The organism is uncultured Draconibacterium sp. (genome assembly GCF_913063105.1).
Lineage (GTDB): Bacteria > Bacteroidota > Bacteroidia > Bacteroidales > Prolixibacteraceae > Draconibacterium.
In genome coordinates, this window is sequence record NZ_CAJXYQ010000021.1 from 48504 (window position 1) to 71759 (window position 23256).

At 40.3% G+C, this 23256-nt stretch carries 19 protein-coding genes; 7 read left to right on the forward strand and 12 right to left on the reverse strand.

The features are described 5' to 3' along the window. Nucleotides 1–10: 10 nt before the first annotated feature. Together QZ574_RS16980 and purH are read right to left on the reverse strand one after the other, a co-directional pair. Nucleotides 11–1033 (reverse strand): rod shape-determining protein, encoded by a 1023-nt coding sequence (locus QZ574_RS16980; protein WP_297091732.1) that lies wholly within the window; start codon nucleotides 1031–1033, stop codon nucleotides 11–13. Between the two features lie 46 nt (nucleotides 1034–1079). Further along, on the reverse strand, nucleotides 1080–2672 hold the full coding sequence (purH, locus tag QZ574_RS16985; RefSeq protein WP_297091734.1) for a bifunctional phosphoribosylaminoimidazolecarboxamide formyltransferase/IMP cyclohydrolase: 1593 nt from the start codon (nucleotides 2670–2672) through the stop codon (nucleotides 1080–1082). Between the two features lie 255 nt (nucleotides 2673–2927). On the opposite strand from purH, the gene QZ574_RS16990 reads away from it, so the two are divergent. Further along, complete coding sequence (locus QZ574_RS16990; RefSeq protein WP_297091736.1) at nucleotides 2928–4181, forward strand: ABC transporter permease; 1254 nt, start codon at nucleotides 2928–2930, stop codon at nucleotides 4179–4181. Here the strand turns inward: QZ574_RS16990 and mgtE are convergent. Together mgtE and rsmA are read right to left on the reverse strand one after the other, a co-directional pair. Continuing rightward, nucleotides 4178–5536 (reverse strand): magnesium transporter, encoded by a 1359-nt coding sequence (mgtE, locus tag QZ574_RS16995; protein WP_297091738.1) that lies wholly within the window; start codon nucleotides 5534–5536, stop codon nucleotides 4178–4180. The two genes, QZ574_RS16990 and mgtE, sit on opposite strands and share 4 nt — an antisense overlap. After that, the gene (gene rsmA / locus QZ574_RS17000) at nucleotides 5533–6306 is read right to left on the reverse strand and encodes a 16S rRNA (adenine(1518)-N(6)/adenine(1519)-N(6))-dimethyltransferase RsmA (protein WP_297091740.1); all 774 of its coding nucleotides are present in this window, start codon (nucleotides 6304–6306) and stop codon (nucleotides 5533–5535) included. The genes mgtE and rsmA overlap by 4 nt, the downstream gene beginning before the upstream one ends. Before the next feature lie 186 nt (nucleotides 6307–6492). Between rsmA and QZ574_RS17005 the strand changes: the two genes are divergently transcribed. Both QZ574_RS17005 and QZ574_RS17010 read left to right on the forward strand, forming a co-directional pair. Further along, the gene (locus QZ574_RS17005; RefSeq protein WP_297091742.1) at nucleotides 6493–7515 is read left to right on the forward strand and encodes a lysylphosphatidylglycerol synthase transmembrane domain-containing protein; all 1023 of its coding nucleotides are present in this window, start codon (nucleotides 6493–6495) and stop codon (nucleotides 7513–7515) included. A 67-nt stretch (nucleotides 7516–7582) separates the two neighbouring features. Then, on the forward strand, nucleotides 7583–8836 hold the full coding sequence (locus QZ574_RS17010) for an FtsX-like permease family protein (protein ID WP_297091744.1): 1254 nt from the start codon (nucleotides 7583–7585) through the stop codon (nucleotides 8834–8836). A 17-nt stretch (nucleotides 8837–8853) separates the two neighbouring features. On the opposite strand, the gene QZ574_RS17015 is transcribed toward QZ574_RS17010, so the two are convergent. From QZ574_RS17015 to QZ574_RS17025, 3 genes are all read right to left on the reverse strand, one after another. Beyond that, the gene (locus tag QZ574_RS17015) at nucleotides 8854–9906 is read right to left on the reverse strand and encodes a serine hydrolase domain-containing protein (protein WP_297091746.1); all 1053 of its coding nucleotides are present in this window, start codon (nucleotides 9904–9906) and stop codon (nucleotides 8854–8856) included. Between the two features lie 124 nt (nucleotides 9907–10030). Beyond that, nucleotides 10031–11119 (reverse strand): acyltransferase family protein, encoded by a 1089-nt coding sequence (locus tag QZ574_RS17020; RefSeq protein WP_297091748.1) that lies wholly within the window; start codon nucleotides 11117–11119, stop codon nucleotides 10031–10033. A gap of 17 nt (nucleotides 11120–11136) precedes the next feature. Beyond that, nucleotides 11137–11736, reverse strand: coding sequence for an ankyrin repeat domain-containing protein (locus tag QZ574_RS17025; RefSeq protein ID WP_297091750.1), 600 nt, complete (start codon nucleotides 11734–11736; stop codon nucleotides 11137–11139). A gap of 211 nt (nucleotides 11737–11947) precedes the next feature. Between QZ574_RS17025 and QZ574_RS17030 the strand changes: the two genes are divergently transcribed. Beyond that, nucleotides 11948–13999 (forward strand): helix-turn-helix domain-containing protein, encoded by a 2052-nt coding sequence (locus QZ574_RS17030; RefSeq protein WP_297091752.1) that lies wholly within the window; start codon nucleotides 11948–11950, stop codon nucleotides 13997–13999. Between the two features lie 340 nt (nucleotides 14000–14339). Next, a complete protein-coding gene (gene pgi / locus QZ574_RS17035) occupies nucleotides 14340–15986 on the forward strand; it encodes a glucose-6-phosphate isomerase (RefSeq protein ID WP_297091754.1) in 1647 nt (548 codons plus the stop codon). Between the two features lie 65 nt (nucleotides 15987–16051). Here pgi and QZ574_RS17040 read toward each other — a convergent pair whose 3' ends face one another. After that, nucleotides 16052–17047 carry an NAD(P)H-dependent glycerol-3-phosphate dehydrogenase gene (locus tag QZ574_RS17040; protein ID WP_297091755.1) on the reverse strand — a complete coding sequence of 332 codons (996 nt, stop codon included), beginning with the start codon at nucleotides 17045–17047 and terminating at the stop codon, nucleotides 16052–16054. Between the two features lie 218 nt (nucleotides 17048–17265). On the opposite strand from QZ574_RS17040, the gene QZ574_RS17045 reads away from it, so the two are divergent. Then, nucleotides 17266–17469, forward strand: a complete 204-nt coding sequence (locus tag QZ574_RS17045; protein ID WP_297091756.1) for a hypothetical protein — start codon at nucleotides 17266–17268, stop codon at nucleotides 17467–17469. A gap of 139 nt (nucleotides 17470–17608) precedes the next feature. Further along, on the forward strand, nucleotides 17609–18727 hold the full coding sequence (locus QZ574_RS17050) for a M14 family metallopeptidase (protein ID WP_297091780.1): 1119 nt from the start codon (nucleotides 17609–17611) through the stop codon (nucleotides 18725–18727). 25 nt (nucleotides 18728–18752) lie between these two features. On the opposite strand, the gene QZ574_RS17055 is transcribed toward QZ574_RS17050, so the two are convergent. The 4 genes from QZ574_RS17055 to QZ574_RS17070 all read right to left on the reverse strand — a co-directional run bounded on the left by QZ574_RS17055 (nucleotide 18753) and on the right by QZ574_RS17070 (nucleotide 23134). Continuing rightward, nucleotides 18753–19907 (reverse strand): DUF819 family protein, encoded by a 1155-nt coding sequence (locus tag QZ574_RS17055; RefSeq protein ID WP_297091757.1) that lies wholly within the window; start codon nucleotides 19905–19907, stop codon nucleotides 18753–18755. 462 nt (nucleotides 19908–20369) lie between these two features. Then, nucleotides 20370–20903, reverse strand: coding sequence for a GNAT family N-acetyltransferase (locus tag QZ574_RS17060; RefSeq protein WP_297091759.1), 534 nt, complete (start codon nucleotides 20901–20903; stop codon nucleotides 20370–20372). Further along, a complete protein-coding gene (locus tag QZ574_RS17065; RefSeq protein ID WP_297091761.1) occupies nucleotides 20904–22310 on the reverse strand; it encodes an alpha/beta fold hydrolase in 1407 nt (468 codons plus the stop codon). Continuing rightward, nucleotides 22307–23134, reverse strand: coding sequence for an alpha/beta hydrolase (locus QZ574_RS17070; RefSeq protein WP_297091763.1), 828 nt, complete (start codon nucleotides 23132–23134; stop codon nucleotides 22307–22309). The genes QZ574_RS17065 and QZ574_RS17070 overlap by 4 nt, the downstream gene beginning before the upstream one ends. Nucleotides 23135–23256: the final 122 nt, after the last annotated feature.

Genomic DNA, 23256 nt, shown 5'->3' on the forward strand with positions numbered 1-23256 from the left:
AGAATTTCAGTTATCGGATAAGGAACGAGAAATTTTCAACATTCTTCAATGCAATTCCTGTTCCACGAACAACCGCACGTAACGGATCTTCAGCAATATGAAACGGAATACCAATTTTATCAGTCAATCGTTTGTCAAGGCCTTTTAACAATGCACCGCCACCGGCCAGCCATATTCCTTTGACAACAATATCGGCATAAAGCTCCGGAGGTGTTTGCTCCAGGGCACTTAACACAGCTGTTTCAATTTTTGATATTGATTTTTCAAGGCAGTGTGCAATTTCCTGGTACGAAACCGGAACTTCGATGGGCAAAGCCGTCATTTGGTTTGGTCCTTGTACCACATAATCAGGTGGAGGATCTTTTAATTGCGACAGTGCCGAACCAACATGAATTTTAATTTCTTCGGCAGTACGTTCGCCAATTTTTATATTATGCTGATGACGCATATATTCCATAATATCTGCGGTAAGGTCGTCGCCGGCAATACGGATTGATTTGTTGGTAACAATACCACCAAGCGAAATTACGGCAATCTCGGTTGTTCCTCCACCAATATCTACTACCATATTTCCTTCGGGTGCTTCCACATCAAGTCCGATTCCAATGGCAGCAGCCAATGGTTCGTAAACCATATAAACTTCTCGTCCACCGGCATGTTCCGACGAGTCGCGTACCGCACGAATTTCAACTTCGGTACTACCTGAGGGGATGCAAATTACCATTTTTAAAGCCGGAGAAAACATTCTCGACTTCGGGTTAATCATTTTAATCATCCCCCTAATCATTTGCTCCGCAGCATTAAAATCGGCAATCACGCCATCTCGTAACGGCCTGATTGTTTTTAAATTTGCGTGCGTCTTCCCTTGCATTTGCCTTGCTTTCTCTCCAATGGCCACCATTTTTTCTGTTTTAAGATCAATGGCTACAATTGAGGGTTCGTCCACCACAATTTTATCATTATGAATGATAATAGTATTGGCCGTTCCAAGGTCAATTGCTATTTCCTGCGTTAAAAATGAAAATAAACCCATAAATTAATTTGCTATATATCTGGTGTTATAAAGATAATTTTATTTATTAATGTCTGAAATGGCGGCGGCCGGTAAATGCCATAGCAATGCCAAATTCGTTACAGGCCTCAATCACTTCCTCATCACGAATACTTCCTCCCGGCTCGATAATGTATTTTACACCATACTCGTTGGCCGCTTCAATGCTATCGCGGAATGGGAAAAATGCATCCGAAATAAGAACTGAATTTTCAATATCCAATCCTCCTTTCAAATCAAAACGTGGCATGGTAAGGTAACGCAAACTATCCAAACGGTTCGGCTGCCCCATTCCTGCTCCGGTTAACCAAAATGCTCCGTTTTCATTTTCAGTTACAACTGCAATAGCATTACTTTTCAAGTGTTTACAAGCAATTGAACCAAATTTGGCAAGATTCATTTTTGAAGCCTCAAACTCTTTTTTGGTTACCGTTTTAAATTCGGTGTCTAAACCTTCATCTTCATCCTGTACCAACATACCACCACTAATTGAACGGTATAGTTTTTCGCCGGCAATCATCGGACGCACAGCTGCTACCAATACCCGAAGATTTTTCTTCTTTCCTAAAACCTCCAGGGCTTCCTCGGTATACTCCGGTGCAATTATAATTTCGATGAATTTTTTACCAAACCACTCAGCGACCTCTTTTGTAACGGTATCGGTAAAACAAATAATTCCGCCAAATGCACTAATTGGGTCTCCGGCCCATGCCAGTTCCAACGATTCCATAATATTGTTGGTTACTGCCAACCCACACGGATTTAAATGCTTAATAACCGAAACAACCACCTTGTTATCAAGGTGTGAAACGGAGTGATAAGCATCGCTGGCCGATTTCCATGCGGCATCGGCATCAAGCATGTTATTGTATGATAATGCTTTTCCCTGAAGCACTTTTGCATTTGCTAAACTTTCGCCTTCTGCAACATTGTTGAATTTGAAGAATGTTGCGGCCTGGTGAGGATTTTCTCCGTAACGAAGCACGTCTCCGTTATTCAGACTAATGCGTTCAGTTCCGGCATCAACTCCGGCATTAAAGTAGCTAAAAATAGCAGCATCATAATGCGACGATACACCAAAAGCCCTTCCGGCAAACCACTTGCGTTCTGCCATCGAAAATTCGCCATTATTTTCTTCCAGGTGTTTTAATAGTGGTTCATATTCGTTCTGTGAAGGAACAATCACCACATCTTTGAAATTTTTGGCAGCAGCACGAATCAATGAAATTCCACCGATATCAATTTTCTCAATAATGTCCTGCTCTTCTGCTCCTGAAGCCACGGTGTCTTCAAACGGATACAAATCAACAATTACCAAATCAATCTCCGGAATTTCGTACTCCGTTAACTGGCTAACATCGCCCTGATTATCGCGACGCGATAAAATACCTCCAAAAACTTTAGGGTGTAAAGTTTTTACACGTCCTCCCAAAATCGATGGGTAACCTGTTAAACTCTCAACAGAGGTAACCTCTACGCCTAACGACTCGATAAAACTTTTTGTACCACCTGTACTTAATATCTTAACACCCAAGTCGTTTAGTTTTGTAACAATCTTATCTAAATTTTCTTTGTGAAAGACTGAAACCAGAGCAGTCTTAATTTTTTTATTATCAGCCATTTATTGGATTTTTCAAATTCGCTTGCAAAGATAAAAAAAACAGATAATTTACTGTAATAAACAAAGCGCTATTTAAAATATTATTCACAGCTTAAACATTTTTAAGAATATTGTAATAATTTCGGCTTAACGACACTAATAAAACAGCTTGACTGAAATAGGATGTTTTAGGTTTGAAAAAGAAGTAAAACCGGGTTTAAAAGTTTTTAAAACAGAATAAAAGACGATCATTTTTGCACTAAAAAATTACCATTAATGCTACTGCTTCGATTAATATACGAGTCTTTTTCGTTTGCTTACAATTCGCTAACGGCCAATAAGCTTCGCACATTTTTATCGTTGCTTGGCATTACTATTGGAATTTTTGCTATAATTTCTGTTTTCACAGTTATCGATTCATTGGAGAAACGCATTCGCGATTCGCTGGATGCTTTGGGCAACAATATGATTTATGTGGCCAAATGGCCCTGGACACCGCCAGAGGGCGAAACAGAATACCCCTGGTGGCGTTACCTCAACCGGCCATCGCCTAACTACGATGAGACGGAAGAAATCATTCGCCGTGCAAATACGGTTGATAATGCCGCGTTTCTTTTTGGCTTTTCCCGCACTGTTCAATCCGGAAGCGATAATATGGACAATGTATCGGTTATGGCGACATCGTATGGTTTGTATGATGTTTGGGACCTTGACGTAGAACTGGGACGTTACTTTACCGAAAGCGAAATGCGCACAGGAGCGCCGGTTGCCGTTATTGGCGCTGAGATTGCTGAAGGTTTATTTGCAGGAATGAATCCGCTGGACAGAACAATCAAAATACAGGGACAAAAATTAAGGATTATTGGCGTTTACGAGAAGAAAGGTAGCGATGCCTTTGGAAATACAATGGATAAAAACGTTCATATTTCAGCGGTTAAATCAATGTACATGGTTGATGTGCGCAACCGGGATATTGGGCAAACCATTTGCATTAAAGCCAAACCCAATGTTGACGCCGACCGGTTTAAGTCGGAGATAGAAAGCATTATGCGCATTTTACGCGGATTAAAACCCATGGAAGACAACGACTTTGCGCTTAACGAAGTAAGCCTGGTTGCCAGCCAGTTCGACCAGTTTTTTGCCGTTTTTAATTTGGCAGGTGCCATTATTGGCGGCTTTTCAATTATTGTTGGTGGTTTTGGCATTGCCAACATTATGTTTGTTTCGGTAAAAGAGCGTACAAAAATTATCGGCATTCAGAAATCGCTGGGAGCCAAACGTTATTTTATCCTGCTACAGTTTATTTTTGAAGCCATCGTATTGTCGATTATTGGTGGAGTTATTGGATTAATTCTCATCTGGGGAGGAACAATAATTGTAAACCAATCAACCGATTTTACCATTTTACTTACCACGGGCAACATCATCAACGGTTTACTAATTTCAACAATCATCGGTTTTTTGGCCGGCTTTATGCCAGCCCGGGCAGCAGCCAAACTCGATCCCGTTATTGCAATTAGCTCGGTTTAAACCAAATTAAAAAACAGTCCGGAAATAGTCAGGTAAATCATCATCCCCAGAATATCGTTCATGGTAGTAATAAAGGGACCTGTAGCGAGTGCAGGATCAATCTTAAACCTGTTCAGAATTAAGGGAATAGTGGTGCCAAACAAGGAGGCAAACAGAATAACTATGAAAAGAGAAATAGAAACCGAATAAGTAAGATTCATGTTTCCGGAGACAAAGAAATTATAAGCAAAAATAAGAACGGCGAAAATACTTGCTGTTAGCACGGCCACAGCTACCTCCTTTGCAATTTTTCGGGCCGGCGTTTCAAGGTCTTTAACCCCGCTGGCTATACTTTGCACCACAATCGACGACGATTGCACTCCAACATTACCTGCCATTGCCGCAATTAAGGGAATAAAAAAGGCCAGCTCGGTAACTTTTGCCAACGACTCTTCGTGTGTTCCCAGCACAACCGCCCCTAAAATACCACCAAGCAAGCCAATAAGCAACCAGGGAAAACGCGCACGCAATACTTCCCAAACTTTATCGCCAGGCTCCACATCACCGGTAATACCCGAAACCATCTGGTAGTCTTTCTCTGCCTCATCACGCACAAAGTCAATCACATCATCAAAGGTAATTCGTCCTTGCAGTCGGCCAATCTCGTCAACAACAGGCATGGCCACCAGGTCGTATTTGTCCATCATTTCGGCAACCTCCTCCTGTCGTGCATTGGTGGAAACCATACGGATATCCGAATCGTAAATTTTTGAGATTTTTGTATTGGTATGGTTTAATATAAGTTTTTTTAGCGAAAGGATGCCTTTTAGTCTTTCATCATCATCAATTACATAAATGTAGAAGATTTCATCCACCTCCTCTGCCTGGCGGCTTATTTCTTTTAAACAGGTAGCTACATTCCAGTTTTCGTTTACTGTTACCAGCTCTTTCGCCATAATACCGCCTGCCGAATCTTCGTCGTATTCAAGCAAATCGATAATATCGCCGGCTTGTTCAACATCTTCTATCTCGTTAAGTACTTCTTTTTGTACGTCCTCATCCAACTCGGCCACCACATCGGCAGCATCATCAGAGTCCATATGCTCGATAAACTTGCTGGCAATAAGTTCGGGTGGCAATACTTTCAAAAACCGACGACGATCGTCTTCGTCGATTTCAATTAAAACATCCGATGCTTTTTCGCCATCTAAAAGCAGGTAAATAAATTTGGCTTCTTCAATACTCAGGTCATCCATTATTTCGGCAATATCTGCCGGGTGGAGATCCGCCATTAAAGCAGCAACTTCTTCCTTCTTTTGCTCTTCAATTAAAAACCTTAACTGCTCAATGTTTTCCTTTGTAATTTCAAAACTCATAACTTACTTCCCCCGATTTCTTCAATTTTACAAGTCAGATCGATAAAGGCATCAACCGAAAGTTGTTCCGGACGTTTCGTAGCATACTCCTCGGGCAACTGGGTACAAATGTCCTTTAATGAATTACGCAACATTTTTCGTCGAAGATTAAATGCTGCTTTCACTACTTTAACAAATAGCTGTTCATCACAGGGCAAATGTTCAACCTTGTTTCGCTTTAAGCGAACCACGGCCGATTTTACTTTTGGCGGTGGATTAAACACACCCTCCGATACCGTAAACAGGTATTCGATATCAAAAAAAGCCTGTAGCAAAACACTTAAAATACCATATATTTTTGAACCATGTGGTGCAGCAATACGCTCTGCAACTTCTTTCTGAACCATTCCTACGGTTTCTGGTATACGGTTGCGGTACTGCAGTACCCGAAAGAAAATTTGCGATGAAATGTTGTACGGGAAATTACCTATAACTGTAAACTTCCCAGGGAATCGCCCGGCTATATCTGCTTTCAGGAAATCTTCACCCCAGATATGTTTTAGTGTTGGATAATTCTGTTTAAGGTATTCAACCGATTCGGTATCAATCTCAACCACATGGACATTTAGCTCAGGGCGTTGCAAAAGATATTGAGTAAGGACTCCCATTCCCGGTCCAATTTCCAACACATCTGGAACACCGGCACCAAGACTGTCAACAATTTTCCGGGCAATATTCTGATCGGTTAAAAAATGCTGACCAAGATTTTTTTTGGGTCGAACGTAACTCATTACACTCAATTTCGTCCATTGTCAATTTTACTTAATTCTCTTTTTCGTTCGATTAATAAAACAAATTTATATTTTTGCCTTCAAAGAATAGCTCAATACCCGCGGGTATTTTTGCGTTGGTGAAAGTAGTAATTTTTGAGGGAAATAAAACCCGACGCGAAAAAGAAAGCTTTAAAAATCTAAATTTTGAAAAAAACAGTCGTTAAGATTCTACAGTTTCTTGGCTTCTTCGCCCTGGGAGCCTTTATTTTTTGGCTAATTTATAAAGATCAGGATATTGAACGGATAAAGACCGTTTTAAAAAACAATGTTAACTACTGGTGGGTTGTGCTTTCGCTTTTTCTGGGCTTATTAAGCCACGTAAGCCGCACATTACGCTGGGGCTTAATGATTGAACCTATTGGACATAAACCCCGCTTTATCAACACCTTCCTGGCAGTAATGGTAGGATATTTAATGAATATGGCCTTCCCACGGATGGGCGAAGTATCGCGATGTGGCGTGCTGGCCCGTTACGAGAAAATATCGTTTACCAAACTGGTAGGAACGGTAGTGGCCGAACGACTTGTCGACCTTATTTCATTGCTTATTTTACTGGTAGTTGTAATTTTCTCGCAATTCGGGAAGATGCTTCACTTTATGAAAGAAAATCCGGAAATTGCGGAAAAACTTCAGGCAGTTGGTACCTCGCCTTACCTTATAATCGGTATTGTGGTGTTTGCCATTTTTGTATTTATATTCAGAAATGCATTTAAACACACGGCATTTTTTAAGAAAATTATGGAGGTTGTCCGGAACTTCAAAGAAGGATTTATTTCTATCCGCAACATTGAGAAAAAGGGCTGGTTCTTTTTTCACTCGGCATTTATCTGGGGTATGTATTATGTAATGCTTTATGTGGTTTTCTTCGCGTTTGATTTTACAAGTAACCTTAATCCAATTGCCGGGTTAACCACTTTTGTACTTGCCAGTTTTGGCATGGTGGCCCCGGTGCAGGGTGGAATTGGAGCCTGGCATTTTATGGCTAAAGAAGCCCTCTCGCTGTATGGTGTTGCCAACGAGAACGGGATTATTTTTGCCTTTGTGGCCCATTCCTCAATGACCGGAATGATTATTATTATTGGTATAATATCAATACTGGTATTGCCGTTTATTAACCGACGAAGCGATGTTACCGATGCAGAGCTGCAGGTGGAAACAGTTAAATAGCTTAAGCAAAGAGATTTTTATAAACAAGCTTTAAATAATTGCCAAAAGTTAGTTTTGCTTATAAATTTTGAATACCGAACTCTTTATATCGCGCCGGCTTTTTTTTGACAAAGCAAATAAGAAGCTACTATCGCAGCGCATAATACGCATTGCGCTGGCGGGTATAGCTTTGGGCTTAACGGTTATGATTATTGCAGTAGCTGTAGTTACCGGCTTTAAAAAAGAAATTCGCAATAAGGTAATTGGCTTTGGTTCGCATATTCAAATCATCAATTACGACTCGAACAACTCGTACGAAACCAGCCCGATTTCGGTAAACCAACCTTTTCTGGATGATATTAAAATGCTTCCGGGCGTAGAAAGCATACAGCCTTATGCCACAAAACCGGGCATGATAAAAACGGAGGAATACATACAGGGTATTGTTTTTAAAGGTGTAAACCACAGCTACAACTGGCATTTTTTTGCCAAACACCTGGTTGAAGGAAGGCTCCCCAACCTTAACGACAGTAGCCGAACAAATGAAGTGCTGTTGTCGGAGCAAGTTGCAAAGCTTTTGCATCTACAGCATAACGACCGCGTTGTTCTGTATTTTATTACCGGAGATGAAACCATACCGCGAATGCTACAATTGCAGGTTTGCGGATTGTATCGTACTGGGTTTGAAGAGTTCGACCAGCTGTTCATTGTTGGCGACTTAAAACATATTCAGCGACTTAACGACTGGCAACCCAACCAAATTACAGGTTTTGAAGTAAGCACCACCAATTTTTTTGACATTGACAACATTGAGCAAGACATACGCAACACCATAATCAGCTACCGCGCTGAAAATGCAGAAATTGTAAGAACCCAAAGTATTACGCGAGTGTACCCGCAAATTTTTGATTGGCTCTCCATTCTCGATATGAATGTATGGGTAATTCTTGCTCTAATGGTTATGGTGGCTGCTTTTAACATGGTGTCGGGTTTGTTGGTTTTAATACTGGAACGAGCCACCATGATTGGTGTGCTTAAAGCAATGGGAAGCCCAAACTGGAGTATTAGAAAAGTGTTCGTTTACCTCTCTGTTTTTTTAACCGGCCGCGGATTGCTATGGGGCAATGCTATCGGTATTTCGGTTGTTTTACTGCAAATGGCGTTTCATGTTATTCGTTTAAATCCCGAATCGTATTATGTGGATTTTGTGCCCATGAACTTTTCGTTAATGCACCTACTGTTGCTTAACCTCGGAACCATTGTAATTACCTCGCTGATACTGATTATTCCAAGCTGGTTTATTTCAAAAATTTCGCCTGACAAGGTAATTCGTTTTGATTAATAGCAACAAAGCTATTGTTAGTGCTTTTGTTGCTTGCTGATTATCCTTACAATTTTACGATACATTATTTCCGATAAGTTCCAGGTATAGCCCTGAAAATTTGTAGTATTTACAAACTGTATGACAACCGTATCAATATCTTTATGGTATTTGGCAATACTTTGGTAACCCGGCATTAAACCGGTATGTTCGTATACATAAATTCCGGAATATATTTCCTGTTCGCCGGGGGTAAAAACCGAACCATCGTTTAGTGCCCGCAAAAATATACCAACATCTTCAGCAGTTGCCAGCATCGAGGTAAGTTTGGTTCCATAGTCCCCGGCTTTAATATCTTCATCTATCCCCACGTAATAGCCGCTCATCACATCATCAACATCCACCTCATCCATCGATCCAAAAGTATTTTTCAAACCAAGCGGTTTCAATATTTCCTTTCGTATAAATTGAAACTTATCGGCTCCTGTAACTTTTTCAATAAGCATAGAAAGCAAGAGGTAATTGGTATTCGAATATTTATATTTCTTTCCGGGCTTAAAGTCGGCCGGCAAATCAAATATTCTTTCCAGTGCTTCCTGGCTGCTTGCCGGCGGATCTGCCCAAAAGTTAGGTGTAGCTGTTAAATTAGCAATTCCGCTGCGGTGCTGCACCAGCATTCTCAAGGTAATGTCATCGGCATTTTCAATTCTATCAGAGAATTCAGGAAAATACTGAGCCACTGTATTATCTAACGATAAGTGACCGCTATTAACCAGTTTTGTTATGGCAACGGCATCATACAGCTTACTGATACTGGCAATTTTAAATAGCGAATGAGGGTCTGCGGGTGTCTTGTTCTCCCTGTTTTTGTATCCGGCAGTATAAAACGCAGGAGCTTCACCGGCTTCGTCAACATAAACAATTATGCCATCAAAGCCGTATTTTACGCTTTTGTCAACCTGTTGTTGCACCGTGGCAGGCAATGGCGCCAACATTACTCGCAGTAAAATCCAGGGCACAAAAAACATCGAAATTGCAGTTCCTGTAAATAACATAATTCGAATGATTAATATTGTTTGTTTCTTTTTCATTTGATAAAAATTAATTGTTTTATGAGGCACAAGCTGTAACTAACATGCACTTATTTTATTGGCTAATGTGTTCACATTCCTTATGTTTGTTCTTTGCCGTTATTTCTATTCGTTACAAGATAAACTATACTTCCTTCTGAAACAGCGACTTGTTAACTTTGTTGAATGACGGCTTTAAACCAAACAAAGGCCGCAAAAACTCAACACGTCTGATTAAAAATTCGTAGATGAGGTAGCACAACGCAAAGGTAAATACCGAAATGAGTATAAATTTTAGTGCTGCCGGCATTTTTAGTGGCAAAATTAGCAGTGCCCCCGCATACAATGCAAACATGTGGATAATATATACAGGATATGCCGACTGACTTAAATAGCCAAGTATTTTGCTTGGTTTGTTAAGGTAGTGATACCCCAATCCGAAAATACCAAAAATCCAACAGTTCGACTCGATGGCCATTAAATAACCCGGCGCATTGGTTTGGTATACCATCACTCTGACTCCATATAAAACAGCTGCCAAACCCAGGTAAAACCATTTCCATTTCTTCATGGTTTGCCAAAATTCATGTCCGCTGTACACAAAAAGAAAACCAAAAACGAATGCAAGAAAGCCCATAAAAAAGCCGTGCCATGTTTCGGCATAAACAGAAAATATCTGCGGCTTTACAATAAGTACCTCTGCTACAAAAAACACCGATAAAGCCAGGGGGCCGAACGGATTGCCAACTAAGGCAGATAAAAAGCGTTTAACTTTGTTGTCATTCTTTTTTATGAGGTATAAGAATACCGGAGCCAACACCAGTACATAAATAAATATATTTCCGAGGAACCACAAATGCCCGGCATGAGGGTAATAACTCATGGGCAGGTTGTAAAATTTCTGAAAAATTATAAAGTGTAGTGGTGCTATTGCCAGCACTCCAAAAATTAATGGAATAAGAATTCGGCGTGTACGTTCGGTAAGCAACTGCACAAAGTTTCGTTTACGCATGGCAAAATACAAACCCATACCCGACACATAAAACAGCAGCGGAATGCGCCAAACGTTTAAAAGGGTCATGGGTGTCCATAATTTCTCGAGGCTTTCGTTACTTTTTATAAAGCCTATAAACATGGCCCAGGGTTGAAAAACAATGGCAATATGATAGATTAATAATAACCCGATTGCCAAAACCCGCAACCAATCAATATCGTATCTTCGTTCTGTGTTCATTATTGTTTCAAATTAGATTACTGTAACATCATTGCAACCACCGGACGTTTCTTTTCCACCTCAGCAATATCAATGGTAATGCCAAGCGGTTCTAATTGTTGTTGCATCATTTCGTATATAGGTTTCATATCAGAGAATGGTGCCAAAACAGATTCTCGCGCTGTTGCTCCATAATTGTTTTTTATGCTTTTATCAGCTTTGGCATCAATTAGCAATTGCACAATTTCAATGTGGCAAAAAAATGCGGCTGAATGCAAGGCTGTTGACCCGTCGTTATTTTTAAGGTTTAAATCGGCACCTGCATCTATCAGCACTTTTGTAATTTCTGGTCTACCAAAAGATACGGCCGTTATTAATGGTGTTGAACCACTCATCTGATCTTTTCTATTCATATCGCTTCCGGCTTCAAGGTGTTGATTTACGGCCTCCAGATTGTTTGTTATTATAGCTGTTTGTAAATCAATTTCGGGCTTTTCCACTCCTGAACTTACTTGTTCTATATTGCCTGACTCTCCATTGTTCTTATTCCCTGAATTGGAACATCCGGTAAATAATAAAGCCAGCATTAACGAACAGCTTACTACTACATTTAATGAGTTTCTTTTTAATGTTTTCATCGTTTTAAATTTTATTTTTTTGATTTTGAAAATTGTTTACACAAAGATGAAAACTTCGTATCAGCCTGTTTTAAACCATTTGCAGCAATAGGTGTTAAGTTTGAATCGGGGATGCAATTTATGATGCAACAATGCAACTTTTGAAGCAAGTAGTGATTTTTCCTGCAACCTTTTCGTAAATTTTTCTACTTTCGGGTTAATAAGAATAAGCATGTCGGACACATCGGTTTTTGGAGCAGATTTTATTAAAGAAGCGGAAGCAATCATTTTAGAAAATATCTCGAATGAGCATTTCGGGGTTTCTGAACTTGCCGACCTGATGCATATGAGCCGGTCGAGTTTGCTTCGGAAAATAAAAACGCACACCCAGCTTTCTGCCAGTCAGTTTATTCGTAAGGTGCGTGTTACAAAAGCACTTGAATTGCTTCAACAGAACTCCCTAACTGTTGCCGAAGTTTCGTACCAGGTTGGTTTTAGCAACACCTCGTATTTTATTAAATGTTTTCGCGATGAATTTGCTTATTCGCCCGGTGAAATTCGAAAAGGTAAGCAACCCGAGGAGCAGGCCACTTTGCAGCCAACTATTTTAAAAAAATATGGCTGGTACCTGGCAGCTTCACTTGTAATCAGTATTGTTTTGGTGCTTGTTTTTCTTAACCGAAAAGAAGAAGCACCTACCGAGCTGGAAAAATCAATTGCAGTGTTGCCATTTAAAAACGAAAGCAGCGATACCCTAAACCTCTATTTTGTGAACGGTTTAATGGAATCGACCTTAAACAAACTGCAAAAAATTGGCGATTTGCGCGTGGTTAGCCGAACCTCATCTGCCCGATACCGAAATACACAAAAAAACATACGCGAAATAGCCGAAGAATTGAATGTAAATTACCTGGTAGAAGGTAGTGGGCAGCGTTTTGGCAACCAGGTTTTGCTAAATATCCAGCTTATTGAAGCCTCAAGCGATCGTCCTATTTGGGGAGAACAATACAGCCGGGAAATTAACGATGTATTTGCACTGCAAAACGAAGTGGCGCAGAAAATTGCGAATGCCATTAAGGCCGTAGTTACTGCCGACGAATTGTTGCAAATACAGAAAATTCCGACAAAAAGCCTCGAGGCTTATGATTATTACCTGCAGGCTCTTGATTATTACTACAGCCGAACAAAAGAAAATTTAGAAACAGCAATCGGGCTGTTTCAGCAAGCAATAGAATTAGATGAGGAGTTTGCCCTTGCTTATGCCAACATTGCCATTTCGTATTATTTTCTTGATTTAAACCAGGTAAAAAAACAACACACTGAACGCATTAATACTTTTGCCGACAAGGCCTTGCTTTACGACTCTAAACTGGCAGAAAGCCTTATTGCAAAAGCGCTGTATTATTTGCAAATCGGCGAATATGAATTAACCGTTCCACATCTTGAAAAAGCGCTGGAGTACAATCCAAATTCATCGGCAGTGGTACAAATGCTGGGCGATTTATATGCCCGGGTAATTCCCAATACCGACAAATACCTGGAATATGCGCTAAAAGGTATTCAGCTCGACATTGCCGCAAACGATTCAGTCATGAAAGGTTACACCTACCTGCATTTAAGCAATGCCCTCGTTCAGAATGGTTTTGTTGAAGAAGCAACAACTTATATTAACCTGGCACTTCAGGTTGATTCAACCAACTATTATGCCCCTATGTTAAAAGCATTTATTGTTTACGCTAAAAATGGCAATACCCAACAAACAAAAAGTATACTTACAGCTGAATGGGAAAAAGATACCACACGCCTTGATATTTTGCAAGAAGTGGCCAAAATGCATTATTACGAAGAAGATTACGACAGTGCTTTTTATTATTACGAAAAGTTTGTGCATGCCCGGGAGAAATTTGGGCTCGATATTTACCAACATGAAGACATAAAAATTGCCTGGGTATACCGAATGAAAGGAAGGGAAAAAGAGGCTGCAGCTTTTTTAAATACTTACAACTTATATTGCGAAGAAGATAAATCGATTTATAAAAGTGCCAGCCTGGCAACTAAGTACGCCTTTGAAGGGCAAAACAAAAAGGCATTGGAACAACTCAGAATTTTTGCCACACAGGATAATTACCAATACTGGTTATTGCTGTTTATAGAAAAAGAGCCAATATTTAAAGCACTTAAAAACAATCCCGAATTTGAAAATGTGATAGAAAAAATAAAAGACCGTTTCTGGCAAAGACATCAACACCTGAAAAAACTTTTGGCAAATAAAAACCTGATCTGATAAAGCTATACCCAAACTACAATAGCCAACATTCAACAGCATAAGTCGGGCATTTTAAAATATGACAAATTAGAATAATCCTTTGCCGTAAATTGATTTACATTAGCTTTCGGTTCATTTTTTTTCAGAAATATACAACCGGCACAATTAGGCGGTTGCATTTATTTTCTTAACCCTACATTAACCTTAAAAAAACTTTCAACTGCAATCTTCAGAATCAATTATCTTTGTAAAGCAGAAAGTGAGTTTATCACTTTTTATTTTGAATTATTAACTAACGGATGACTACAGCTCGGATTAACGCAACTATTTAACTGAGTCTTCCCATTAAAATAAAGATATGTTACCGAAAATCAATCCAATCGAAACCCAAGCCTGGCAAAAGCTGGAAGAAATATACTTCGAGTTTGAAGGCACGCACATGAAAGAGCTTTTTGCCGCCGATGCCAAGCGTTTTGAAAAGTACTCATTGAAGTTTGAAGACATTCTACTGGATTTTTCGAAAAATATTGTTAACGACGAAGTAAAAACAACCTTGCTTGAATTGGCAGAGCAATGTGGGCTAAAAGAGGCTATTTCTGCCATGTTTTCAGGTAAAAAAATAAATGCCACCGAAGACCGCGCCGTGCTGCATGTAGCTTTGCGTAACCGCAGCAACACCCCAATTTTAGTTGACGGAGAAGACGTGATGCCCGAAGTTAATGCGGTACTCGACCAAATGAAAGCTTTTACTGAAACCGTTATTTCAGGCGAGTGGAAAGGTTACACCGGAAAAACAATTACTGATGTTGTTAATATTGGTATTGGCGGATCGGACCTGGGACCATTAATGGTAACCGAGGCATTAAAGCCTTATAAAAACCATCTGAAACTGCATTTTGTTTCGAATGTTGATGGAACACACATCGCCGAGACGCTTAAAGAAGTTGATCCGGAAACAACATTATTTATTGTAGCATCAAAAACATTCACTACCCAGGAAACTATGACCAATGCCAACACGGCAAAAGACTGGTTTCTTGAATCGGCAAAAGAGATAGAAAACGTAGCAAAACACTTTGTAGCTGTTTCAACCAATGCTGAAGCTGTTTCGGCTTTTGGTATCGATACGGCAAATATGTTTCGCTTTTGGAACTGGGTGGGAGGCCGCTACTCGTTATGGTCGGCCATTGGCTTAAGTATTATGCTCGGTATAGGTTACGATAACTACATTGCGCTGCTTGAAGGAGGACACGCCATGGACAACCATTTTGCTGAAACGGAATTTGATCAAAACGTTCCGGTAATTCTGGCATTAATTGGCATTTGGTACAATAATTTTTATGGTGCCGAGAGCGAAGCTATACTTCCGTACGACCAGTACATGCACCGTTTTGCCGCTTATTTCCAACAAGGAAATATGGAAAGTAACGGAAAATATGTTGACCGTAATGGCGAGCAGGTTGACTACCAAACCGGACCAATTATTTGGGGAGAGCCGGGAACAAACGGACAACACGCTTTTTACCAGCTTATTCACCAGGGGACCAAATTAATTCCTTGCGATTTTATTGCCTCGGCAGTAAACCATAATAAAGTGGGCGATCATCATCCAAAATTACTGGCCAACTTCTTCGCACAAACCGAAGCCATGATGGTTGGTAAAACTGAAGAACAGGTTATTGCCGAATTAAAAGCTGCGGGCAAATCAGAAGAAGAAATTAAGGAGCTTACTCCTTTTAAAATATTTATGGGCAACATCCCAACCAATTCTATTTTGGTAAAACAACTTACACCTCGCGTATTGGGCGCCTTAATTGCCATGTACGAACATAAAATATTTGTTCAGGGGATAATCTGGAACATTTACAGTTTCGACCAATGGGGAGTTGAACTGGGCAAACAATTGGCCAACGCCATTCTGCCGGAATTAAATAACGATGCAAAAGTTACCGGGCACGATGGATCAACCAACGGATTGATTAATGCCTGGAAAGCCATGAGATAAGAAGATTTCCACCATAATTTTCAGAATGCCATTCGTTTTAACGGGTGGCATTTTTTATGGATAATCTAGCAGAGTTTTCGGGTTAATTCGGTAAATACTTTGTGTGGTGGTATTTTCTCGTAAAGTATTTTGTAAACCGCCTCGCAAATAGGCATATCAACCTGGTATTTTTGATTAATCCGGTGTATCGATTTTGAAGCATAATAGCCTTCGGCAACCATATTTAATTCTAGCTGTGCAGCTTTTACAGAATACCCTTTTCCCAGCATCGACCCAAAAGTACGGTTCCGGCTAAACTGCGAGTACGAAGTAACCATCAGGTCTCCAAGATAAGCCGGCGCTTTAATATCTCTTGTAATTGGGTGTACCACATCTACAAAGCGTTTTATTTCCTGAATTGCCCTTGAAATAAGAACGGCATGAAAATTATCGCCAAAACGCTGTCCATGCGCAATACCGGCAGCAATTGCAACAATATTTTTTAGCACTGCTGCATATTCGGTTCCCCAAATATCATCCGATGGGGTTGTATAAATGTATTCACATTCAATCAGTCGGGTAAATTTTTTGGCTTTCTCTTCGGTGGTGCAGGCCACTGTTAAATACGACAATTTTTCGCGAGCTACTTCTTCGGCATGGCATGGGCCGGCCAAAACACCAATCCTGTCGTGGTCTACATTAAAATATTTTTGCAGGTATTGGGCAACCAAAAGATTCTCTTCGGTAACAATACCCTTAACACCCGAAAGTATATACTTGCCTGAAAGGTCTTTCACCTCCATAAAAACTGAAGGCAAAAAGGCAGAAGGAACAGCAACAATTATAATGTCTGAGTTGGCAACCACACAATTTACATCTGAACAGAAATTTATTCTATCCGTATCAAATTCAACTTCGTGCAAATAACGCGGATTATGTTTATTGCGTTTAAAGCTGTTGATGGTCGATTTTTTCCGGATAAACCAATTAATTTCATCAACATTCTCCAGAAGAATTTTAGCCAGGGCAGTTGCCCAGCTTCCACTCCCAATTATGCCAACTTTATCTGTTTTTAAATTCATCTCCCTCTTTTAATAACAGGCAAAGGTATAATTTGTAACTGCTTCTGAAAAGATTTGGCGTTTTTTCCTTTTTGCCAAAAAAGATTTTCGATGAAGTTTTAGCCATATCAACAACAATGTTGTGCGGTTTTTGCGTTTGTAAATCATCAATCGAATTTCTACATTTAAGAAAAAATATTTAACAGGCATTTTTGGATGAAACCTAAAATATACTACAAATGAATAACAAAGTTAGTGCTAGTTCAATCAGGTTAAAGGCAATGATTGAGAAGGCTATTGAAGACCATAAGATTACACGAGAAGAGTACGACAAGATTTTAAATATTGCCGCTGAAGATGGCTACATCGACCGGCACGAGCAGGCTTTGCTAGGCCAGTTGCAACAAATGATAGAAGAGCGCCACGTAAAGTTTGTGATTTAAATCGATTAGGATAAAAAAAATTGTTAGAATTGCCGGAACCCTAATAATAGTTCTGGCATTAGCTGTTATAGGCTATTCTTATATAAGTTTTAACTCCTACTCACCCGACGATCCGGCAGTTGAAATTAATCAAACCCAACTGGCTTATTATCAGAATTCATGGGAAGAATGCCGCGCAGCATTCAGGCAGGAAGCACAAAAATTGGAAATGCGTTTTGACAGCGTGGCGATTTTCAGCCGCCAGGTTGAAAGTAAGACCGACACCGGATTAACCATCGACTTTTGTTACATTCCGGCATGCGACAGCACCGAAAAATTAATAATGCTTTGTTCGGGCACGCACGGTATTGAAGGCTTTGTAGGCAGTGCTGTTCAGCAAATGCTTATGGCCGAGTTTTTTCAACCTGAAATGTTAAAATCAACCGGAGTTTTGTTGGTGCACGGCTTAAATGCCTGGGGCTTTAAAAACGAGCGAAGGTTTACCGAAAACAATGTGGATTTAAACCGCAATTACAGTTTGGATCCGGCACTTTTTGAAACAAAAAATGATGGTTTTGTTGCCCTCTACGACATGCTCACCCCAAAAAGCGAGCTGAATATGAATAGTATAAGTAACCGTTTTTTTATGCTTAAAGCCATAAAACAAATTGCTCAAAAAGGTATGCCTGCCTTGCTGCAGGCCTTTGCCCAGGGGCAATATCAATTTAAAGAAGGGATATACTTTGGTGGTTATAATTTTGAGCAACAAGTTGCCATAATGTCGGAGGTATTACAGGAAACCGCTCAACCGTACCACACCCTTTTAAACCTCGATTTACATACCGGATTTGGTGAGCGCGGAGAGCTGCACCTTTTCCCAAACCCGATTGACAAGCCCGAACTAAAAGCCAAAACAGAAGCCGTATTTGAAGGATACCAGATTGACTGGGGCGATTCGGATAATTTTTACACCGTTCACGGTCAGTTTGTGGAATTTATTGGAGAGTTGCTGCCCGAAAAAACAGCAATACCAATGCTAATGGAGTTTGGAACTTTAAACACCGGAAGTACCATTGGTGCTGTTAAATCGGCACACATTTCAATTGTTGAAAATCAGGGTTTTCATTATGGCTATAAAACGCCCAACGACAGTATAAAAGCAAAGGCCGGTTATTACGAAATGTTTTATCCTCCTTCGGAAAAATGGCGTTGCAATGCGCTAAATATTTCGCTTGAAATGATGACTGCTGTTGTGGAAAACTTTAATAATCTTGATTAATCTGACTCGACCGCGTCTTGCTTTTTTATTTCAACAAATAAGCAATTAATACACCAAGGTAATTGCCCACCGCATAGCCCGCAATACCAACAACCAATCCGGTAAGTATTACCTGGCGATTTTTTAATGCTCCGGCGACCACCGGCACAAATGGAGGCGAGCAAATTAGTGCACTTGTGGAAATTATTACTGTATCGGCATCAACTTTAAAAATACGGGCTAAAATTATATGAATAATATGTGAGCCATAAACGGCAAGCGCCACATAGTAAAACAGCGAAAAAGAGATATTGGATAGTTTGCTTATATCGGCCATTGAAGCCACTGTTAAACAAAAAATCAGAATGAGGTACATGCCCAGCTGAAAGGTCTTTTTAATGGCTTTTATTTTGGGTACAAACGAAAAAGCTATTCCAAACGAGGTTATCAGCAAAATAATAACAGCAGTGGAGTAATCTTTTGGCACCAGCAAACTTATGGCGTAACTTAGCCCTAAAATAGCAACCGACAGCCCGAGTGCCCCCATCAGCGGCAAAAATGTGCTTTTTCTAAACATTCCTTCATATGATTCATATTCTTCCTCGAGGTTAACTTGCTGCAATCTCTCATTCTCTTTTTTTGCAGGTTTAAACGGAGGCAAAAACCACAAAAATACCTTTTGCCCAACTGATAGAATAAAAACCAGGTAGATGGCACCAAGGGTAAGATCGTAGGTGTGGGTCATAATGTACAATTCCTGCGAAACATTCAAGGCAGTTTTCATGGCAGCCATATTTGGGGTGCCGCCGGTGTAAACACCTACCAACATTCCGGCAACCTGCCAGGTGTTTTCAATGTCGTTTCGAAAAACAAAAAAGCCAATTATTACAACTGCCAGTACCGAAATTAGCCCGGTAACCAAGGCCAGAAAAGCCGAACGTGCCATTTTAAACCACGACCGCACATCTACCGAAAAAAGAATTAATGGCAACGACAAGGGAATGGTAATTTCAGTAAGCAAATTCTGGTAAGTTTCGGCGCCTTGTGGCAATACGCCCATATTCCCGATTACTAAGCCAACACCATAGCAGATAAGCACAGCGCCAATTTTTTTTAAAATCGAGAACTTTCCCTCAAGATAAATAACTACAACCGGAGTAATAACAAATAGAATAATTAACGCCAGAAACGGTGTCTCCATATATTGATGATTTTCCCTTATCAGTTGGTAAAGATATTAGAATGGGGTTTAACTGCAAATTGTATTTTGTCTCGCCAATCTCCCCTCTTCTTCAAAAACAAAACTATTGCCTGTTTTGTGTGTTTTTACCGAAGGCCAGAGCTACTGATAATTGAAGCATACTTTTCTTTTTTTGATTATTGACATAATAATCGTTTACCGTCGCAAAAACGGGATAAAAAGCCAATTCAATAAGTCCGGTTGTTAAAACGGACTGTTTTTGCCCGTATGAATTTAAAACAACAAGAACGCATAGTGTTAAGGTAAATAGGCTTTTCATTTCAAAAACTGGTTTTATCTTTCTTTTTAAAAAATCAAGTTCGCTTGTACTTCAATTTTCACCGATATTTTAAGCTACTTCATAAAAAGGAATTAGCAATTAAATAAAAAATGCAGTGTTTTGCCCGTCAAAAGACCAAATGGTTAAACGCTTAACCAATCGCTTTTGGTCAGGCAATAAATTCTGTCAGTAAAACTTTGCCCGTGCATTTCCGTAACAATTTCGTTCTGCGTGTCAGTAAAACCTAGTTTCTCTGCCACCCTAATCGATGCTCGGTTTTCAGGATCGATGTGAACCAGAATCTCATTTTTTCCCATTTCCCTGAATACATGATCAATAACGTGGCGCAAGGCCTCGGTTGCAAAGCCTTTTCCCTGTTTTTGTTTGGCCACTGTGTAACCAAGAGAAACCCTAAAATAATTTTCTTTATGAAAATTAATTCCAAGATCTCCAATCATCTCTTGACTTTCTTTCTCGATAATTGCCAGTTGAAACCAAGTACCTGCAATGTTGGGCGTCCTTGCTGTGTTTTTAATAAACTGCCCGGCATCGTTTATTGACTTCGGAACAGCCCCCTGGTACTTGTTGGCTTCCGCATCCGAGCGGTAGGCAAAAAGGCTTTCCTTGTCGCTTAACCTAATGGGGCGTAAATTCAATCTTGGAGTAGATACCAGCATTTATTTATTAATTGTTTCTTCAATCCAGATCTTCATCAGCTTTAACACCTCCGGATCTATGGTTTCTTCAATTTGCGAATATTCAGCCACCGAACCGGTTTCGCAATTTTGAAAAAGGTGATTAAGGTTCTCAAAAGCTTTTGTGGTTATGTTTGTATTTCCTCCGGCCAGCAGGGCCAATTTTATTGAGTCGAGATTAGCAACTGGCACCTGAACATCTTTTACTCCATTTATTGCCAACACCGGACATTTTACTTTTTGTAATGTTGGCCGCGGATCGTAGGTTAAAAAGTATCGAAACCAACTGTTGTTTACTCCTGCAATTTTAGCGTCAACTGCAGCTTTCATTTCGTCGTTCATTCCGGGATAAAAGCCCTGCGACAAAATTAATCGAAGTTGTTCCTGTGTTTTTACCGAATCAGACTCTGTTTTAATTATTTCAAATATGCGTTGATTAACCATCCGGCTTTGTTTTATGGATATTTCCGGGACACCGGCAGCCTTTAACGCCAGCGCGTTTTGCTCGTATAAAATTTGTTCGCCCACCATTCCGGGCCCGGCCATCATAATAAAAAAGGCGATATCAGTTGTTTTGGCAGCTACCAAGGGGGCAATCAGCCCTCCTTCGCTGTGCCCAATCAATCCTATTTTTTCCTTGTCGATTTCACCCCTGTCTTCTAAAAAAGCAAATCCTGCCAAAACATCACTGGCAAAATCCTCGCTGGTTGCGTTAGACACACTTCCTTCCGACCCTCCCACTCCACGGTCGTCAATCCTTAAAACTGCAATTCCGTTTCGGGCAAAATAGTCGGCCAAAACCCAAAACATTTTATGTCCAAAAATCGTTTCATCACGATCCTGGGCTCCCGATCCGCTAATTAATATTACGGCGGGGTAAGTTCCGATAGTATTCGGCACCGTTAAAGTGCCTGCTATTTTAAACCCCGATTGTTTATTAATGTAATTCACTTCTTCGATATAGTAAGGGAAGGGAGCCTTTGGAGTTTGTGGACGGTACAGGCCGGGCGCTTTATTCTTTTTAATCAGGGTAAGCGGAATATGCACCCGGTTTTTGGTCCATTCGCCTTTTACAGTGGTATCATTCAGGAAAATACCGGCAAAGGTTCGGTTAATTTCGGGTGTACTTATTCGCAGGCTGTCGGCTGAACTGATTTCGCGCACACACGCCAGGTTCGTTGCCTCCTGTTCTGGTATGTCGAGGGTTATTTGTTGTGTGCCGTCAAGTTCTGGCAGAATATGAAAAACCAGGGTAAGTTTTATGCTCGGCAAATCTACTTTACCAACCCAATAGCCACTGATAGTATCGGGTTGCGCTTTTGCGGGCTTTAATCCGAATAAAAACAAAGTAATTAGAACGAACAAGCCAAGGCGATTATGATTTTTCATTCCGCTTGTATTTTGTTTAGTTGTTCTATTTCTTTCAGAAGAATCTCCAGTGCCGGAGAAACCATACCGCCATGATTAAATGCATCCAATTCGTAGAGTTTTGTTTTTGTATGCCCTGCAACTTTCATCATACGGTACATGTAAGCATTTTCTTCGTAACGCCCCAGCATTTCCAGTTCCCGGTCGCCGGTAATTAATACCAATGGCGGCGCTTCGGGGCGAACAAAATACAGGGGAGCAAATGCATCAATAATTGGTTGTGTTCCGGCGATACCTCGCTCGGCGCGCACAGTAAAATGCGTAATCGTATGTCCGCTAAATGGAACAAGCAAAGCTATACTATCTGCCGCTACGCCATATTTTTCAAGGTACTGTGTGTCCATGCCAATCATACTTGCTAAATAACCGCCGGCCGAATGTCCGCTAACCACAATTTTGCTTTTACTTCCTCCAAATTTTTCAATATTATTAAAAGTCCAGGCAACTGCTGCCGCTGCATCCTCAATGTAAACCGGGCATTTTACTTTTGGCGACAAACGATAATTTACAGCTACCACGGCAAGACCTTTTTCTTTTAGTTTCTCGGGAATATGTTTATTTCCGGCTTTTAAGCCTCCGCCATGAAACCAGACTATGGTTGTAAAGTTACTTTTGTTATTCGGATAGTAAATATCGAGTTTACAGCGTTGCTTAGTATAATCTGAAGCATCTGAAGTTTCCAAATATGGGATATTTTCTTTTAATACATAGCCCTGTTCCTGGGCAAACGAATGCGGGATAAAAGTAATCCAAAGAATACTACATAAAACGATAGTGCTTTTCATGGTAAAGGTTTTGTCTTTGGCTAAAGTACAAAAGTTATCGCAACAAGTATTTTGATTTTTCGTAAGTGTTTGAAAAAAATTATCTGCGTGCTGCTCATTGAATGAACACAAATGCCGGTTGC

Excerpts from the sequence above, each read along its gene's own strand:
- QZ574_RS17040 (WP_297091755.1), bottom strand. The coding sequence starts at position 17,047 with ATGAATTTAAAAACAGATAAAGTTGGCATAATTGGGAGTGGAAGCTGG.
- QZ574_RS17020 (WP_297091748.1), bottom strand. The coding sequence starts at position 11,119 with ATGAACACAGAACGAAGATACGATATTGATTGGTTGCGGGTTTTGGCA.
- QZ574_RS17055 (WP_297091757.1), bottom strand. The coding sequence starts at position 19,907 with ATGGAGACACCGTTTCTGGCGTTAATTATTCTATTTGTTATTACTCCG.
- QZ574_RS17060 (WP_297091759.1), bottom strand. The coding sequence starts at position 20,903 with ATGCTGGTATCTACTCCAAGATTGAATTTACGCCCCATTAGGTTAAGC.
- QZ574_RS17030 (WP_297091752.1), top strand. The coding sequence starts at position 11,948 with ATGTCGGACACATCGGTTTTTGGAGCAGATTTTATTAAAGAAGCGGAA.
- QZ574_RS17065 (WP_297091761.1), bottom strand. The coding sequence starts at position 22,310 with ATGAAAAATCATAATCGCCTTGGCTTGTTCGTTCTAATTACTTTGTTT.
- QZ574_RS17025 (WP_297091750.1), bottom strand. The coding sequence starts at position 11,736 with ATGAAAACATTAAAAAGAAACTCATTAAATGTAGTAGTAAGCTGTTCG.
- QZ574_RS17070 (WP_297091763.1), bottom strand. The coding sequence starts at position 23,134 with ATGAAAAGCACTATCGTTTTATGTAGTATTCTTTGGATTACTTTTATC.
- pgi (WP_297091754.1), top strand. The coding sequence starts at position 14,340 with ATGTTACCGAAAATCAATCCAATCGAAACCCAAGCCTGGCAAAAGCTG.
- QZ574_RS16990 (WP_297091736.1), top strand. The coding sequence starts at position 2,928 with ATGCTACTGCTTCGATTAATATACGAGTCTTTTTCGTTTGCTTACAAT.
- QZ574_RS16980 (WP_297091732.1), bottom strand. The coding sequence starts at position 1,033 with ATGGGTTTATTTTCATTTTTAACGCAGGAAATAGCAATTGACCTTGGA.
- mgtE (WP_297091738.1), bottom strand. The coding sequence starts at position 5,536 with ATGAGTTTTGAAATTACAAAGGAAAACATTGAGCAGTTAAGGTTTTTA.
- QZ574_RS17015 (WP_297091746.1), bottom strand. The coding sequence starts at position 9,906 with ATGAAAAAGAAACAAACAATATTAATCATTCGAATTATGTTATTTACA.
- purH (WP_297091734.1), bottom strand. The coding sequence starts at position 2,672 with ATGGCTGATAATAAAAAAATTAAGACTGCTCTGGTTTCAGTCTTTCAC.
- rsmA (WP_297091740.1), bottom strand. The coding sequence starts at position 6,306 with ATGAGTTACGTTCGACCCAAAAAAAATCTTGGTCAGCATTTTTTAACC.
- QZ574_RS17045 (WP_297091756.1), top strand. The coding sequence starts at position 17,266 with ATGAATAACAAAGTTAGTGCTAGTTCAATCAGGTTAAAGGCAATGATT.